Source organism: Nocardioides sp. TF02-7 (genome assembly GCF_022437945.1).
GTDB lineage: Bacteria > Actinomycetota > Actinomycetes > Propionibacteriales > Nocardioidaceae > Nocardioides.
Window position 1 is genome coordinate 2,117,485 of sequence record NZ_CP092535.1, and the last position, 16,685, is coordinate 2,134,169.

Genomic DNA, 16,685 nt, shown 5'->3' on the forward strand with positions numbered 1-16,685 from the left:
CGGCGCCGCGGTGCCGAGCCCCCCAGAAGATCACCATCCGCGCGCCGACGCCTGCGCCCCCGCGGCCGGCCGGTCATCGGCTCGCCGGCCAGGGGCCCGCGCCGCGATCGGCCGGAGGGCGAACTCGGTCAGGAGGTAGGCGATGCCGCACACCACGACGCTCGCCAGCCCGACGGTGAGCCCGGTGCCGATCGCCCGGTCGGCCTGGAGCACCACCGAGAGCACGGTGAACACGACGGTCGCGAGGCCCCACAGCGCGAGCTGCATGGCGGTCAGCCGGATCGGCGCGCGCAGCGCCCGGGCGCGGTCGTCGGCGTCGGGTGTCGCGCCCTCCTGCGCCCAGCGCAGCGCCCGCAGGGTCGTCGCCGTACCCCAGAGCACGCCGACGACCACGGCGAACGCGACGTACGTCGGCACCGCGATCGCCAGCCCGACCCAGGTGCGGTGGTCGGGGGCCGGGGAGGGGACGACGAACGCGGAGACCACGACCACCGTCACCGCGCCGATCAGGTTGGTGAGCAGGAGGACACCGGTGAGCAGCAGCTGGACCCGCACCCGCAGCGCCCGCGGGCTCTGGTCGGCGTCGCCGAGGATCCGCGCCCCGAAGGGGTTGTGCCGCCGCCGCGCGCGGACGATGCGCACGCGACGGGTCATGCCCGGAGACTAGCGCCGGGCGGGCGCGCCGACCGTCAGGCGCCCGCGAGCTCGAGCTCCCGGTCGAGCTCCTCGGTGAGCCGGACCCGACGCTCCTGCCGCACCGCCCAGACGATGCCGGCGACCCACAGGACGGCGAGACCGCCGACGACCGCTCCCACCGACCCGCCGGTCACACCGGTGGCCTCGGCCAGCGTCTTGGAGTTGGTGACGACGATGAGACCGCCGGCGGCGACACCCAGGACCCGCGCGGCGAGCCGGCGGACCAGCCAGGCGGCGATCGGCGCGGCCACCACGCCGCCCGCGAGGAGCGCGACGGCGTAGTCCCACGGGATGTCGGAGTGGGCGAGGGCGAGCAGGAAGCCGAGCGAGCCGCCGACCGCGACGACGAACTCGGAGGTGTCGATCGACCCGATCACCTTGCGCGGCTCGAGCCGGCCCGACGAGAGCAGGGTGGTCGTGCCGACGGGGCCCCACCCGCCGCCGCCGATCGCGTCGAGCGCGCCGCCGGCGAGGCCCATCGGGGCGAGGAACGCCGCCGAGGGGCGGCTCTTGAACGTCGGGCGCCGGCCGCCGAGCACGAGGAACCGCCAGATCACGTAGCCGCCCAGGCCGAGCAGGATCGCGGCCACCCACGGCTTGGCCGCGTCGCCGTCGAGGCTGGCGAGGAACGTCGCTCCGGCGAAAGCCCCGACGAACCCGGGCACCGCCAGGATCGAGACCGTGCGCCAGTCGACGTTGCCGAGCTTGTGGTGGGAGAACCCCGAGACCAGCGACGTGCCGATCTCGGAGAAGTGCACGGCCGCCGACGCGGCGGCGGGGGCGACCCCCGCTGCCAGCAGCAGCGTCGAGGAGGTGACGCCGTACGCCATGCCGAGCGAGCCGTCGATGAGCTGGGCCAGCAGGCCGACGAACCCGAGCACCAGGAGCTTCCGCACGTCGTCTCTTTCCGTTGGCAGCCGGGAATGGCCGCGTGTTTAAACAGAGTGGATTAGTCAAGATTAGAGATTTGCCTGGAGGGATGCAACTTCCGCCTGTCGCTCGGATCCGTTCGCACGCCCGAGCGGCTCCCGCGGGTTTCCCAGGAGGTCGTGTCGGCGTCCTTGGGGAAGTGCGGGAGGATGGGCGCCATGACCGCGGCGGCCAAACGGATCGTGCTCGAGGTCGTCGGCTGGGGACTGCTGGTGATCGGCATCGCGGCGCTGGTGCTCCCCCGGCCCGGGCTTGATCCTGATCGCGCTGGGGCTGGCCGTGCTGTCGCAGCAGTACGAGTGGGCCGAGCGCCGGCTCGAACCGGTCCGGCTCCGCGCCCTGAAGGCGGCCGCCGAGGGAGTCGAGACCTGGCCGCGGATCGTGGCGTCGACGACGTTCGCGCTGCTGCTCGTCGCCTGCGGCGTGCTGTGGATCGTCAAGCCCGACGTGCCGTCCTGGTGGCCGGTCAGCGACTTCTGGTGGCTGCCCGGCGGGATCTGGACCGGCGTCACCCAGGTGGCGTCCGGCATCCTCGCGCTGGTGCTGCTCGCCTACTCCTACCGGCGCTTCCACGGCCGGCCGGAGGCCGTCGCTGCACTGGAGGCGGAGATCGACGACGCCGACGAGGAGGCCGGCTGGGACCGCGAGGAGGAGCGGCGGAGGTCGTAGACAGGTCCGATCCGGTCGGCGGGTTGGGTGCGGCGGGCGGGGTGCGCGCCCGGGCCGCTCGGGGTCGTCACGTCCGGCCCACCGACACGGCGGCCGCCGACCGCCGGGCCGCGAGCATCAGCACCGCACCCACGAGCCCCGCCACCGCGCAGATGCCCCAGACGGCGTGGTAGCCGCCCAGCGTGGCCTCCCCGGCGCGGATAGAGATCGAGCCGTGGGGCGTGAGGCAGATCGCGAAGACCGCTGCGGCGAGCGCGCCCCCCATCAGCTTCGACGCGTTGCTGGCGCCCGCGGCTATGCCGACGCTCGCCGGCGGTGCGGCGGCCACGGCGCCGGCCGGGATCGCCGCCACCAGCCCGCCGGAGCCGAGGCCCGTGAGGACCAGCCAGAGCAGGGTCACCGGCGCGGAGTCGTGGACGGCGAACCAGGCGGCGTAGCCGGCTGCCGAGGCGGCGAATGACGCGGCCATCGCGATCCAGAGGCCGACGGCCCTGGCCACGAGCGGCAGCAGGAGCGCCCCGATCGCGAGGCAGAGGACGTAGCCGGCGATCCGTCCCGACCCCTCGGCGGCGGTGAGCCCGAGTCCGAAGCCGGCGACGTCCGGGTCGGTGCGGGCGTAGACCGACAGCGGCACCTGCGCGCCGAGGATCGTGATGCCGAGCAGGAACGCAGCGACCTGGATCGGCCACTGCCCCGGGTGGCGGATCACCCGGAGGTCGACGAGCGGAGCTGCTGACGCGAGCTCGAGGCGCGACCACGGTACGGCGGCCACGAGTCCGGCGACGACCAGGACCCACCCGAGCAGGGAGCCGGGGCCGGCCACCCGGAGCGAGATCAGCCCGCCCATCACCAGGCCGACCATCACGAGGAGCATCCCGAACGAGGCCCAGCCGAAGCCGCCGGACGCCGCGCCGGGGACGTGCGGGACACCGAGCGCGATCACCGGAAGGGCGAGGGTGACCACGACGGCGGGGATGCAGAGGATCGTCGTCATCGACAGGTGGTCGACGAGGGCGCCTGCGACCAGCGCGCTGGCGATGATCGAGACGTCCAGGACTGCCACCAGGATCGCCGCGGTGCGGCGGGTGAGCCGCGCCTGCTCCGGGTTCCCCTGAGTACGACGGTGGATCAGCGCGACCTCGAGGGGCAGCCAGATCACGTACGCGCCCTGGATCGCCCACGCGACGAGCATGGTGCTGAAGCCAGGGGCGAAGGCGATCCCCCAGGAGGCAGCCGCCGTCACCGCGGTCGACGCGAGCAGGACCCGGCGGTGCCCGACGAGGTCGCCGAGCCGGGCGAGGGGCGGGACGACCAGCGCCGCGAACGCGAGCTGGGCCGCCTCCAGCCAGTTCAGGTCCGCGTCGTGCACGGACAGGTGGGCACCGATGTCCTTGAACAACGGCGTGTAGTAGCCCTGGATGGCGCCGCTGGCGACCTCCACGCAGGCCAGGAAGAAGATCAGCCCGGCGAGGCCGGACACAGCGCCGGGTGCCGGGCGCTGAGGGGGATCGATCGTCGTGCTGTCCACACTGTCTCCCTTGGGGGGCGGGAGCAGGTGCAGCTCCCCAGCAGGCGATGAGGGACCCTGGGGTCGCAGGACATGGTGGCAGGGATCGACTGCGTGCGGAGGATTTCTCACCCACCGCCGTACCGCATGGTCCAGCGCCGGCCCGCCCGCCGCCCCGGGCGGCCCGTGACCTGCCGTGACCGCGTGGTGACGCCCGCGGCCGGCGCTCCCGCGACGATCTCTGTCGTGGCGAAGCCCCGGAGCAACCAGTACCGCGCGGCGCGTGCCGCCCGGGCCGCCCAGATCCGCGCCGCCCGCCAGCGGGCGATCGAGGAGGCCGCGCGCCGACACCCCGACCTGCTCGAGACGCGAGGCCTGGGGGGCCTCGCGATCGCGGAGCGGGACGACGAGCCTGTCCCCGCGCGGTCGGCCGACACCGCGCGCGACGCGACATCCGTGCAGGCACCGGCGCCCGACGGTGCACCCGCGGACCCGGAGACGCCACGGGAGGACGGCACCGACCCCGCCGCCGTACGACGACGCAGGCCCACCGCGCTCGTGGTGTTCCTGCTCCTCTGGGCGAAGCTGCTCCTGTTCCGGCTGCTCGTCTTCGGTGCGCCGATGCCGATGATGGTGGTCGCCGACGCCGCCTCCGTGGCCGTCCTCGTCGGCCTGGTCGGCCTGGTCGCGCCCGGACGCGCGACCCGTTACGCACTCTGGGCGCTCGACGCCGTGGTGACGGCCTTCCTGTTCGCGGCGACCCTCTACGTCGCTCACTTCCAGGCGGTCCCGACGTACGCCGCGTTGAGGTCGGCGGGACAGGCGGACGGGAGCGGGGCCGTGGTCGCCGTCCTCCAGCCGCGGTTCTTCCTGTACTTCGCGGACGCTCTCGTCGTCCCGGCGGTGTGGTGGTGGGGCAGGCGCCGAGGTCGCCTGCCGGCGCGGCGACGCTCCGCCGGTGACCGTGCCGTCGGCTTCAGCGTGCTGGCGACGGCGGGCGTCGTGGTCAGCTCCCTCGTCGTCTCGGGGCAGTCCGGTGTCCGCAGCGAGACCCACCTGGCCGAGACGCTCGGGCCGCTCACCTACCAGGCCCACGCCCTCCTCGAGCGCCGGAGCTCGGCTGAGCAGGTCGAGCCCGGGTCCGCCTACGACCAGGTCACCGCGCTGAAGACGTCGCGGACCGGACGCGTGCCCGGACCGGAGGACGCCGTGGGGTTCGGAGCGATGAAGGACAGGAACCTGGTCGTGGTCCAGCTGGGTGCCTTCCAGGACTTCCCCGTCGGCAGGAGCCTCGACGGTCAGCCGTTGACACCGGTCGTCGATCGGCTCGCAAGGTCCGGCTACTACTTCCCGAACGTCTTCCAGCAGGTCGGGCAGGGCGCCGACTCCGACGCGGAGCTGGTGACCAACACCTCGCTCTACCCCGTGGGCGACACCGCGACGTCGACCGCGTACGGCGACCGGCAGGTGCCCTCTCTCCCGCGCCTGCTGGCCGAGCGTGGCTACCGGTCGGAGGCCTTCGACGTCGACGAGGTGTCGTCCTCGGACGGGAAGCAGCTGTCCTCGGCACTCGGCTTCGACGCCTGGCACCGGAGTGGCGACCTCGAGGACGACGTGTCCGAGCAGCGGCGAGGCTCCGACCGCACGCTCTACGCCACTGCCGTCGAGCGGGCCGCGGAGCTGCACCAGCGGGGTGTCCCGTTCTACTTCCACCTCGCCACGGCCGGCAGCCGCCACCCGTTCCGGGTGCCGAAGAAGCACCGGCTGTTGGAGCTGCCCGCCGACCTGGAGGGCACGTTCGTCGGCGACTACCTCCAGGCCGTGCACGATGCCGACCGGGCGCTGGGCGAGCTGGTCGAGGGCCTGGAGGACGCCGGTGTCCACGACGACACGATGATCGCGTTGTACGGCGACCACTCCGGCGTGCCGGACGACGAGGAGGTCGTCGACGCCATCCGCACCGTCGACCCGGGATACCGGCGGGGCGACCGGTTCAACGTGCCGCTGGTCCTCCACGTCCCGGGCACGACCAGCGAGGTCGTCGACAAGGTCGGCGGGCAGGTCGACGTCATGCCGACCCTGGCGAACCTGCTCGGCGTGGACCTCGCCGCCGAGCGGTTCGTCGCCTTCGGCAGCGACCTGCTCAACACGCCGACGCACGCGTTCGGGGTGCGGTTCTCCCAGCCCACGGGCAGCTTCTACAACGACGAGGTGTGGTTCGTCCCGGACAGCGGGTTCGACGACGGCACGGCACGGTCGCTCCCCGACCTGGAGCCGACCGCCAGCGACGCCCACGCCGGCGATTACGACTACGTCCTGGACCTGATGGAGCTCTCCGACTCCTACGTCGAGTCGCTCCCTCCACGGGAGGACTCGCAATGAGGACCTGCGGGTCTGTGAGCGGCGGTGGCGTCGGGAGCTGAGCGGACCGGAAGTGCCGGGAGTGCTCAGATCCAGGCGTCCGCGGGCCGCGCCGGCGGCCACCCCGGGTCGCGACGGCGGTGAGGCCGAGCTGCTCGGCCGACGCGATCGCCTTCGCGATCTCGCGCTCGGCCTCCGTCCGGTCTCGGCCGCGGTTGCGGTGGTGGAGCACGCCGGCGCGGATCCGGCGGGCCTGCATCTCGAGCACCCGTGCCCCGACCCGAGCGTGCTCCTCGACGCCCAGGCGGAGCCGGTCCTCGGCCTCGTCCAGGTCGAGCGCATAGGCGGCGAGCTTGCCGAGGTTGTAGTTCACGCTCCCCCAGTACTGGGTCAGGTAGAACAGGACGTGCTCGCCCTCGGAGCCTGCCAGCAGCTTGCGGGACAGCTCGACGCCCCGGTCGTGGCCCAGCCACAGGCAGGCGTTGGAGAAGCCGACCACCGAGGCGTGCAGGTCGCGGGCGGGCACGACGCCCATGATGAACTCGTCGTGCAGCTCGTCGAGGTACCGATAGGCGTCGTCGCGGGCCCCGAGCGCCAGCTGCCGGATCGCCCCTGCGGTGCGCATGATCGGCCGCCGCACGGAGAACGAGGGCCGGTTGAGCTCGGCGAGACGGGCGAGCTCTGCGGCGTCCTCACGCATGAAGGCGAGCCACATCCGCTGCCCGAGCAGCAGCGACGTGCGGCCGGCCGTCTGAAGGGCGCTCCCGACCCGCGCCACGTGGTGCTCGGCCTCGTCGAGCAGCCGCAGGGCGTGGGAGAAGCGCCCGGCCCCCATCGCGACGGTGATCTGCCAGATCCGGGCGTCCCACCGAGCCGCCTCGCTGCCCGGCATCGCCCAGATGCCCGCCGGCTCGTCGGTCAGAGCGCGTTCGCCGCTGGCCACCTGGCTCGCCCACCGTCGTACGGCGACCGCCAGCGGCTCGGCATCGGGATCGGCCGTGAGCTCCTCGGACAGCGCCAGTGCCTGCGGGACCGCCTCCTGCTCCCAGAGCCTGGTCAGCAGCGTCGCGCGGCCGGCGGGGTCCCGCTCGGTCGCCCGGCCACGCAGGGCCCTCGCGGTCTCGGGGCGGTACACGTGCAGGGCGCTGATCGCCTCCGCGACGAGGTCGCGCTCGTCGTCCGACGTCGGCGGTGGCGAGTCGAGGAGCTCCCCGAGCGCTTCGTGGAGGGTGTCGAGGGCGGCCTCCCCCACGCGCTCGTTCGCGTAGGTCTGCACGTAGCCCAGCGCGCCGCGGACCCGTGTCGCGGGGGACCCGAGGCGGGCGCCGTGGTCGGTGAGAGCGCGGTAGGCAGTGCGGGCACCGGCAGTGTCCGCGAGGGCGAACGTGACCTGCCCGCTCGCCGCCAGGAGTCGGGCCAGGGCTTCGTGGTCGGCGTACTCCTCGTCCATCGCGATCACGTCGAGACCGCTGCGGAAGTGGCGCTGTGCGTCCGCGAAGCCCAGCTGGGCGATGGCCGTCTCGCCGGCCGTGATCGCGTGCGCGACCACCTCGGCGGTCGGGCAGACCGGCCACCCCCGCCGGGCGTGGAACGCGATCAGGTCGGCGGGGACCTCCTCGGTGCTGCGGATCCGGTCGAGCGCCCGGGCGATGAGGGCATGGGCCGTCGTCCGGACCCGGGCCGGAGTCCGCTCGTACAGGCGGTCGCGCACCAGCTTGTGCACGAAGGACAGCTCGTGGTCCTGGCCGACCACCCTGACCAGCCCGGCCTCGTGCGCCACGCGCAGCGCGTGCTCGATCGCCGCCGGGTCCAGGTCGAGCGACGAGCGCGCGCCCGCGCCGGCGAGCGCTCGCGCGTCGAACCGGGTGCCCATCGTCGCGGCGAGCTCAACCACGGTCAGGGTGTCCGCGGGAAGGGAGTCGATGTGCTCGTCGAGCGCCTCGCGCACGGTGGCCGAGCGCACCAGCTGACCGTCCGCGCCGACGGTGAGGTGGCGCAGGTAGAGCGGGTTGCCGCCCGTGAGCCCGTGCGCGTCACGCACCAGCTCGAGATCGGCGTCGGAGCCCAGCAGCGCGTGGGTGTGCTCCTCGTCGAGCCCGGTGAGGGGTACGACGAGCAGGGCGCGCCGGCGGAGCTCGGCCAGGCCTCGGTCCTGGACGGCTGAGGCGCCGTGCGGGTGCCGGTGCGAGACGGCGATGGCGAGCGGGACCGCCGCCCGGCGGGCGAGAAGCGAGATGAGCAGGTCGATCAGCTCTGGGGTCGCCCAGTGGACGTCCTCGACCACCAGCACCAGGCCGCCCAGCTCCTTGGCGGCCTTCTCGATCAGGTCGACGAGGACCTCGCGGAGGGTGTCCGGGTCGGAGCCGCCCGCGTGCAGCGTGGCCAGTCCGTCGGCGGGCGTGCCGGCTCTCGTCTCGAGCAGGGAGAACAACCCCGTCAGCGCGCCGTAGGGGCAGCGTGAGCCGGCGGTCACAGTTGACGGTGCCCACCGTCGGCTGCTCCCCGCCTGCGCTGCCGGCCAGCTCGGCCACCGCGTGCTCGAGCAGCGCGCTCTTGCCGATGCCGGCCTCGCCCGTCACGACGACCGCCGCCGTCTGGCGCTCGCGCAGCGCTCCGCCGAGGACCTGGACGAGCGCGGTGAGTGGTTCCCGTCGGCCGGCGAGGCTCGGCGCATCGGCGACGGCCGCCGCCCGTGACGCGGGCTGCGCCGGACCGGAGGCGACGCGCAGCAGGTCGCGTACGGCGCGCAGCTCCACGCCGAGGTCGACGCCGTGCTCGGCGAGCGTCCGGCGGGCCGAGTCGAGGGCCGTGCGGGCGCGACGGCGATCGCCGAGCGCCAGGTAGCACTCGATGAGCAGCGCCCAGGCGTGCTCGCGTGCGGGGTGGGCACGGGTGATCGTCTGTAGCGTGGCCGCGGCCTCGGCGTGGCGTCCGGTCCCGGCGAGTGCCTCGCAGAGGTCCTCGCTGCCACCGATCCGCAGCTCCTCGAGCCGGGCGACGCTCGCCAGCCCGTCCGGGTGGTCGCGCCAGTCCGGCAGCGGCGCGCCACGCCAGCGGTCCAGGGCGAGCGAGAGCAGCTCCGCGGCATCGGCGAACTCGCCGCACTCGACCAGGGCCCGGCCCTGCTCGAGCTCGCGGATGAACCGGAGGACGTCCACCTCAACCTGGGTGGTGTCGAGGTGGTAGCCGTCCGCCTCGCCCTGGATCGCGTCACCGCCGAGCAGCTGGCGGCACCGCCACAGCTCGGTCGAGAGCGACCGGCGCACCCGCGGCGGCGGGTCGGCGCCGTAGGTCGCATCGATCAGCTCGTCGGAGCTGATGGTCCGGCCCTCGGCCGCGGACATCGCGAGGATGGTCAGGATCCGGCGCTGCCGCGCGGCGCCGGGGCGCTGCACGGTGTCGGCCGTGCGGATCTCGAGCGGTCCGAGGACGTCGACGTGCACCACGGACCGGTCGGCCTCTTGGGCAGCGGTGACGTGGGGGAGGTGTCGCGGGAGCATCGCCACGAAACGCAAGCGTGCCGCAAACCGGCGGGGCCGTGAGTCGATTTCGCGGCACCGGCGGCCAGCCTCGGGCGTCCGTGTGACCGTGCCGTGACAGCAAATCGCTGCCCGGGTCCCGTGCGGGAGACCGGTACGACGTCGCGGGCCTAGGGTCCCGCTATGCGCTTCGACGTCCTCGGTCCGCTGCGGGTGACCGCGCCTGCGGGACAGGTCCGGGTGCCGAGTGGCGGGTCGGCGAAGGTCGTGTGCTGGCTCCTCGCCAACCTGAACCAGCCGGTCTCGACGTCGGCGCTGGCGGCCGTGCTCTCACCCGACCCGACGCCCGACGGCCCCGCGAAGGCGGCGGCCCTGGCTCGGGGCCTGGTCCCCGTCCTGGGGGCCGATCGCTTGGAGGTGGGCGGCCACGTCACCCTGCGGACGCCGGAGGAGACGGTGGACGCGTTCCGGTTCCGCGCGCTCGTGGCGGACGGCCTGCGACAGATCGCCGGGGGCGACCTGGAGCTCGCCCAGGCCCACCTCTCCGCTGCGCTGGACCTCTGGCGCGGGGAGCCCTACCCGGAGCTGGAGCGCGTCCTGCCCGCGATGGCGACCATCGACGCCCTGGTCGAGCAGCGGCTCGTCGCCCACGAGGAGCTGGTCGGGATCGCGCTGCGTCGCCGGGTCGACTACCCGCTCGTGGCGGAGCTGCGCTCGTTGGTCATCCGGCACGCAGAGCGTCCGCGCCTGCGGACCCAGCTGGCCACGGCGTTGTACCGGACCGGTCGCCAGATCGAGGCGCTCGACGCCCTGGCCCAAGCGCGCCGGGAGCACGGCGACCTGCCCGGTTACGGGCGCCTGCAGACCGCGATCCTGCAGCAGGACCCGCTGCTGGCCGACGGCGAGCTGCCCTGAGCCGTCACCGGCTCCTTCCTCCGGCGCCCCCACGCCCGCACCGCCACGAGCAGCTGTCGCCCGTGACCGCAGCGTGACCGGCGCTCGCGACCGATGTCCGAGCGTTGGCGCCGAAGCCACCGGATCCGGGCTGGACACCGAGCCGGAGAATCCAACAACCAGAGGAAGTCATCATGAGGAGAATCGCACTTCGACTGGCGATACTCGCCGGTTTGCTGGTCGGGGCCCTCGGCCTCGGCTTCAGCACGGCGCCGGCGGCCAGGGCAGACCTCAGCGGCTGCATCCTGACCGGGTCGCCCGTGGAGGGTTACGTCGGTCAGTTCGAGCTCGTGAGGGCCGGGATCAACGGCTCGACCGAGGGCTGCAACCCCGAGCCGAGCGACGTCGTCACCTACACGTTGCCGTCGCACCTGAACATGTCCAGCAGCGTCTACCCCCAGGCCTACGACAACGGGGCCTGGACCTGCTCGTGGCCCGTCGGCGGCGGCCGGGAAGTCACGTGCTCGCCGAACTTCTCCCTACTTCCAGGAGCCCGGCGGCGGCATGGGCATCTGGTTCCCTGTCGGCCAGTCCGCCGGCAGCGGCGACATCGTGGGGGAGCGCGCCCGGCCTGACCGACATCAGCTTGACGTCCGACGTGGTCACCTGCACCACCCCGATCCCGATGTTCGACGCAAAGGTCGCGGGTGCGGCTCTCGCCCTCGCCGCCTTCGCCGGCGCAGCGGTCCTGCTGCTGCGTCGTCGTCGCGCCGTCCTCGCCTGACCCGGCACGTCCCGGCGTCCTGACGCCATCGCTCCGGTCGGCGGGTATCTCCCGCCGACCGGAGCGCACCCCGCCGCCACGTCCGCCCCCACGACACGAAGGGAGTCGACCGATGACGCAGACCGTCGAGCTGTCCACCGGCCCGCGTACGACCTCCCGGTCCGGTGCGGTCGGCGCGCTCGTGGTCGCCGGCGCCGTGGTCGTGCTGGCGCACGTCCCGTTCCGCTCGCTCGAGGCGCTGCTCGGTGCCGGACTCGGCGGCCTGGCCTCGCCGTCGGTGGGGGACGTGGAGATCTCCGGGCCGACCTTCATCCTGTGGGCCGGCACCCACGACGCCCGTCCCTACTACGTCCACGCGGCGTGCACGGTCGTCCCGTTCGTCGCGGCCGCCCTGCTCGTCGCCGCGACGATGCTGGTCGCCGCCCGCGAGCTGGCCCCCGCCCTCGTCGTACGACGAGCGCTGCTGGTCGTGGTGGGCCTGCTCGCCGCCAACACCCTGCGGATCGCCGGGATCGTGGTCGCGGTCGGCCTGCTCGGCCCCGACGACGGCTACTGGGTGGGCCATCGCCTGGTCGGCACCCTGCTCATGCTGCTCGCCGTCGGAGCGGGCCTGTGGTTCCTGCTCCGCCCGCTGTTCCGGCCTGCGGTCCGCCCCGTCGTCCGGGAGGTCCGATGACGGCGCGGCGACCGACCCCGGTCCTCACCACCGTGCTCGTCCTGGTGACCCTCGTCGGGGTCATCGCCGCCGGGACGCTGGCGTGGTACTGGTGGCAGCGGTCCGGCCCGGCCCCCGACGGAGTGACGGTCGAGGCCGGCGTCGTCTTCGGCGACGGTGACCGCACGATCGACCTCTACCTCGACCCCGCGTGCCCGGCCTGCCGCGCCCTCGAGCTCCACCAGGGCGATCAGCTCGCGCAGCTGGCCGACAGCGGCGACTTCCGGGTCCGCTACCACGTCGTGGGGCTCCTCGACGGCTCCACGCCCGACGACTACGCCACCCGCGCGGCCAACGCCGCCTACTGCGCCCACGACGCGGGCTTCCTCCGCGAGTACCTCAAGTCACTTGCCGACACCACCGACCCGAGCGCGGGCACGTCCGACGACGAGCTCGTTGCGGCAGGCACGGCAGCGGGCATCGACGGCGCCGCTGCCGAGAGCTTCGCCGACTGCGTGGGCGAGGGCACCTACGAGGGATTCGTACGCCGCAGTGCGGACCGCGCCCACGACGAGGGCGTCACCGGCCTGCCGACGATCCTCGTCGATGGTGAGGCGGGCTCGATCCCGGCGCCCACGACGGAGGACCAGGGATGAGCGCGATCAGCGTCGAGCCGGCCACGGCGCCCTGGACCCGTTGGCCCGTGCTGGCCGTCCGGCTCGCCATCGCGGCCGGCCTCGGTCTGGCCGCGGCGGTGCTGTGGCGGCTGCGGATGGAGGTCCGCGAGGTCGAGGCCCGGCTCGCCGACCACGTCCTGCGGCACTGGTTCGACCGGGCGTCGCCGCTGTCGTCGGCCGACGGGGTCTTCTACGTCGACCTCGGCGACTTCCGGTCGATCGGTCTCGAGGTCACCGGTGAGTGCACCTCGACGCCGGTCCTCCTCGTCATCCTCGCGTTCTCGATCGTGGTCCTGCTGGGCACCCGCATCGGGTGGCTACGCGTGCTGTGCGCCGCCCTGGCCGCTGCGGCCACGTTCGGGGTCGTCAACCTCGCGCGCCTCACCGGCATCGGGATGGTGACGGCGATCTACGACCTCGCGGGCTACGAGTGGTCGCACCAGTGGGCCGGCACCTTCGTCACCATCATCGGGGCGATGATCGCCGCGATCGTCTACCTCGTCGTCCTCGGCGGCGTCCGCGGACGGCACCGGAAGGCCGATCGGTGAACGGGTACGGCGGCATCACCTGCTGCGGCGGTGGGCTGACCACCATCCCGATGACCGGGTTCAGCGACCTCGGGATCGCGCTGGGCGCCGCGCTCCTCGTCCTCGGCGGGCTCCTGCTCCTGCGCTGGGCGATGGTCGACCGCGGAGCGACCTGACGTGCGCGACCAGGACACGCTCTCGGCCTGGTTCGACGTGGTGAACATCGCCGCGCTCTTCGTGATGTCGATGACGGCGGCGTACTTCTTCCTCGCCGTCGGTCTCGGGGTCCACCAGATGCGCCGGCACCGCACACCGATCGGCTTCCAGGCCGACATCGGGTTCGGCAAGCCGTTCCGGCGGCTGCGGGACGCCAGGCCTGTCGCGCCGGGCGCGTGGGTCGTCTACTTCCTGATCCCGTGCCTCAACGAGGAGGAGGTGATCGGGCGGACCGTCTCCTCCCTCGTCGCACCGCGGGGTTGGCGGACGCAGATCGTGGTCATCGACGACGGGTCCGACGACGCCACCACCCAACGCGCGCTGGCTGCGGGCGGCGACCAGGTCCGCGTCGTCCGCCGACGGCTGCCCGAGGCCAGGAAGGGCAAGGGCGCCGCACTCAACGCGGGCCTGGCTTACGTGCTCGGTGACATCGCGGCGCGCCGGATCGACCCGGAACGCGTCGTGATCGCGGTCATGGACGCCGACGGGCGGCTCTCCGACGGCGCGATGCACGAGGTGCTGCCGCTGTTCGACCGAGCGCGCGTCGGCGGCGCGATGCTCGCCGTACGCATCCGGAACCGGTCCACGAACCTCCTGCTCCGGCTCCAGGACCACCAGTTCTGGACCCTGTCGGCCCTGAGCCAGTTCGGCCGCATCTCCACCGACACCGTCAGCCTCGGCGGCAACGGGCAGTTCACCCGGCTGACCGCGCTGCTCGAGCTCGGCCCAGAGCCGTGGTCGACCTCGTTGACCGAGGACCTCGACCTGTCCGTCAGCCTGTCGGTGCGTGGCTGGCACACGACCTCCACGCCGCGGGCAGCAGTCGACCAGCAGGGCGTCGCCAACCTGCGTGCCCTGATCCGGCAGCGGACCCGCTGGTACCAGGGCCACATGATGGCGGCGGCGCGCGTGCCCGAGGTGCTGCGGTCGAACAAGATGAGCACCCGCTCAGCGATCGAGATGGTGCTGTACCTCTGCGTGCCCTGGATCTTCGACCTGCCCTGGTCGGTCCTCAGCCACCTCGTCATCCTCCAGACCGTCCTGCTCGTCGCCGACGGCGGGTTCTTCACCGGTGGCGGCGGCTGGCTGCTGGTGCTGCAGATCTTCGCGTGGTACCTGCTCAGCTTCTGGCCAGCGCTCCTGACCGCGGTCCTCAGCAAGCGCCGGGTGCCCTCCCACACCTGGGGCCATGCCCTGCTCATGGGCCACTTCGTCGTCGTGTCGAACTACCTGTCCTTCACCTGCGCCTGGCGCGCCCTCTACCGGATCCTCACCGGCAAGCACGGTTGGGCGAAGACGGCCCGGCTGGCCGAGGGCCAGACCCTGCCCGCCCCGGTGATCGCCGCGGGTGGCGGGTCCGCCGCCCGTCTGCCGGCGGTACGACGCCCGCAACCGCCGGTCGTCGTGTGGCGGCGCTGGCGTGGGCTGGTCGGGGCAGGCCCGGCACCCGAGTGGCGTCCCGAGCCGTCCCTGACCGTGCAGCTGCGTACCGACCGGCCGTTGCACTGGAGGGACCTCGTCGAGCTCCCCCGCCGTCTCCTGGATCCGGCCCGCGCACCGCCCGGCCGCCACGGCGTCATCCCTCAGGGGCGCGTCCGACGTGACGCCGGCGTGACCTTGCGCGCCCCCCGTACCTCTTCGGAGGAAGCAGCAATGCCTGCTCCCCGGTGCCGTCGTCCAGGACGGCACCGGGGGCAGGAGGCCAGCGGGCAACGGGAGCCGGTGCCCGCACGGACGAGGGAGAGATGGTAGGAGCGATGGACGGTGCACCGATCCGGGCGTCGCGGATCGCCGTCGTGGTGGGCACGCGGCCCGAGATCATCAAGCTGGCGCCGGTGATCCGCCGGCTGGCGGAGGACGCCGTCGTCGTCCACTCCGGTCAGCACTGGGACCCGGACCTGACCGATGCGTTCTTCGCCGGCGCAGGGCTGGAGCCGCCCGACGTCACGCTGCAGGGCGTCGGCGGCGGATCGCGGACCGAGCAGATCGCGTCGATGGTCGCCCAGCTCGGTGACGTGTTCGCCTGCCTCGAGCCGGCGGCGGTCGTGGTGCAGGGCGACACCAACACGACCTCGGCGGCAGCGCAGGCCGCCAGCTACGGGGGTTCCCGCTCGTGCACGTCGAGGCCGGTCTGCGCTCCTACGACCGGACGATGCCGGAGGAGCTGAACCGGCTGGTCGTCGGAGTGCTCGCGGACCTCCACTGCGCCGCGACCCAGCGCAACGTCGACAACCTGCTGCGGGAGGGGGTGGCAGCGGAGCGGATCCGGCTCACCGGCAACACCATCGTGGAGGCCACGGCACTCGCCGTGCGGCAGGCACGCGCCCGGTGGCCGGGACCGGGCGACCGCGGCCCGTTCGCCCTGGCCACGATCCACCGCCCGGAGAACACCGACGACGCCGCGCGGCTGCGCTGCATCCTCGCCGAGCTCGCGGAGCTGCCGGTGCCGGTCGTGATGCCCGTCCACCCGCGCACCCGCGCGAGGGTCGCCGAGTTCGGCCTCGCCGAGCTGCTCGACCGGCTCGTGACGATCGGACCGGTCGACCACGAGGAGTTCCTCGGCCTGGCGGACCGGGCCGTGCTGCTGGTGTCCGACTCCGGCGGCGTGCAGGAGGAGTGCACCGTGCTGAAGAAGCCGCTGATCGTGGTGCGGAACTCGACCGAGCGTCCGGAGTCGATCGAGGCGGGGTTCGCCCACCTCGTCCGGCCCGGCCCCGAGATCGGGCGGCTGGCCGGCGAGCTGCTCGCCGACGCGGGGCTCAGTCGCCGGCTGCGCCGTACCGCGTCGCCGTACGGGACCGCGACGGCGGCCGCGCGGATCGTCGCGGAGACCCGTCAGCTGGTGGAGCGGACCGCCGCACGGACGGTGGCGTCGTGAGGTGGCAGGCGCTCGCGCTCGGCGCGACGGCGCTGGTGGTCGCGGGGTGCGGGCAGCCGCTCCTCGCAGAGGGCGACGTCGACGGCGCCGTGGCGGCGACCGAGGTGACCGGGGCGACCGGGGCGACCGGGGCGACCGAGGAGGACCATGCCGTCAACGACCTGGACGCCGAGACGGTGCTGATCGGGCACGCGCTGGGGACGGTGGACGTCGACGGGAAGCCTCGCGCCGCCACGAACAGCCTGGAGGCGGCGGAGCAGTCCTACGCCGAGGGACTGCGGCTCCTCGAGGAGCACGACGACCTGGTGCTGGTCACCGACACCGGCCGGGACGGACGGCCGGTCCGGTGAGTGCCTTCCGTCGCGCCCGGCGCCGCCCGATCGCGCTGGCGCTGGCGGTCCTGCTCCTCGGC

General features: G+C 73.6%; 14 protein-coding genes and 1 pseudogene. 11 read left to right on the top strand and 4 right to left on the bottom strand.

Annotated elements, in window-relative coordinates:
- Window positions 1–30 precede the first annotated feature (30 nt).
- On the bottom strand, window positions 31–654 hold the full coding sequence (locus MF408_RS10920) for a hypothetical protein (RefSeq protein ID WP_240251381.1): 624 nt from the start codon (window positions 652–654) through the stop codon (window positions 31–33).
- Between the two features lie 35 nt (window positions 655–689).
- A complete protein-coding gene (locus MF408_RS10925) occupies window positions 690–1,592 on the bottom strand; it encodes a sulfite exporter TauE/SafE family protein (protein ID WP_240251382.1) in 903 nt (300 codons plus the stop codon).
- A 286-nt stretch (window positions 1,593–1,878) separates the two neighbouring features.
- Here MF408_RS10925 and MF408_RS10930 point away from each other — a divergent pair, with 286 nt between their 5' ends.
- Complete coding sequence (locus MF408_RS10930; protein ID WP_240251383.1) at window positions 1,879–2,295, top strand: PGPGW domain-containing protein; 417 nt, start codon at window positions 1,879–1,881, stop codon at window positions 2,293–2,295.
- 67 nt (window positions 2,296–2,362) lie between these two features.
- On the opposite strand, the gene MF408_RS10935 is transcribed toward MF408_RS10930, so the two are convergent.
- The gene (locus tag MF408_RS10935; RefSeq protein ID WP_240251384.1) at window positions 2,363–3,823 is read right to left on the bottom strand and encodes an MFS transporter; all 1,461 of its coding nucleotides are present in this window, start codon (window positions 3,821–3,823) and stop codon (window positions 2,363–2,365) included.
- A gap of 225 nt (window positions 3,824–4,048) precedes the next feature.
- On the opposite strand from MF408_RS10935, the gene MF408_RS10940 reads away from it, so the two are divergent.
- Window positions 4,049–6,184 (top strand): LTA synthase family protein, encoded by a 2,136-nt coding sequence (locus MF408_RS10940; protein WP_240251385.1) that lies wholly within the window; start codon window positions 4,049–4,051, stop codon window positions 6,182–6,184.
- A gap of 2,012 nt (window positions 6,185–8,196) precedes the next feature.
- Here MF408_RS10940 and MF408_RS10945 read toward each other — a convergent pair.
- Window positions 8,197–9,663, bottom strand: coding sequence for an AfsR/SARP family transcriptional regulator (locus MF408_RS10945; RefSeq protein WP_240251837.1), 1,467 nt, complete (start codon window positions 9,661–9,663; stop codon window positions 8,197–8,199).
- 162 nt (window positions 9,664–9,825) lie between these two features.
- Here MF408_RS10945 and MF408_RS10950 point away from each other — a divergent pair, with 162 nt between their 5' ends.
- The 9 genes and pseudogenes from MF408_RS10950 (at window position 9,826) to MF408_RS10990 (ending at window position 16,623) form a co-directional block, all read left to right on the top strand.
- Window positions 9,826–10,557, top strand: a complete 732-nt coding sequence (locus MF408_RS10950; RefSeq protein ID WP_240251386.1) for an AfsR/SARP family transcriptional regulator — start codon at window positions 9,826–9,828, stop codon at window positions 10,555–10,557.
- Window positions 10,558–10,730: 173 nt separating this feature from the next.
- On the top strand, window positions 10,731–11,171 hold the full coding sequence (locus tag MF408_RS10955; protein ID WP_240251387.1) for a hypothetical protein: 441 nt from the start codon (window positions 10,731–10,733) through the stop codon (window positions 11,169–11,171).
- A 261-nt stretch (window positions 11,172–11,432) separates the two neighbouring features.
- The gene (locus MF408_RS10960) at window positions 11,433–11,996 is read left to right on the top strand and encodes a hypothetical protein (protein WP_240251388.1); all 564 of its coding nucleotides are present in this window, start codon (window positions 11,433–11,435) and stop codon (window positions 11,994–11,996) included.
- Window positions 11,993–12,631, top strand: a complete 639-nt coding sequence (locus tag MF408_RS10965; protein WP_240251389.1) for a thioredoxin domain-containing protein — start codon at window positions 11,993–11,995, stop codon at window positions 12,629–12,631. The genes MF408_RS10960 and MF408_RS10965 overlap by 4 nt, the downstream gene beginning before the upstream one ends.
- Window positions 12,628–13,200, top strand: a complete 573-nt coding sequence (locus tag MF408_RS10970; RefSeq protein WP_240251390.1) for an exosortase/archaeosortase family protein — start codon at window positions 12,628–12,630, stop codon at window positions 13,198–13,200. The genes MF408_RS10965 and MF408_RS10970 overlap by 4 nt, the downstream gene beginning before the upstream one ends.
- Window positions 13,197–13,355, top strand: a complete 159-nt coding sequence (locus tag MF408_RS10975) for a hypothetical protein (protein ID WP_240251391.1) — start codon at window positions 13,197–13,199, stop codon at window positions 13,353–13,355. The genes MF408_RS10970 and MF408_RS10975 overlap by 4 nt, the downstream gene beginning before the upstream one ends.
- A gap of 1 nt (window position 13,356) precedes the next feature.
- The gene (locus MF408_RS10980; RefSeq protein WP_240251392.1) at window positions 13,357–15,147 is read left to right on the top strand and encodes a glycosyltransferase; all 1,791 of its coding nucleotides are present in this window, start codon (window positions 13,357–13,359) and stop codon (window positions 15,145–15,147) included.
- Window positions 15,148–15,152: 5 nt separating this feature from the next.
- Window positions 15,153–16,273, top strand: a pseudogene (gene wecB, locus MF408_RS10985) (UDP-N-acetylglucosamine 2-epimerase (non-hydrolyzing)).
- Window positions 16,270–16,623 (top strand): hypothetical protein, encoded by a 354-nt coding sequence (locus tag MF408_RS10990; protein ID WP_240251393.1) that lies wholly within the window; start codon window positions 16,270–16,272, stop codon window positions 16,621–16,623. Before wecB ends, MF408_RS10990 begins: the two are co-directional and overlap by 4 nt.
- Window positions 16,624–16,685: the final 62 nt, after the last annotated feature.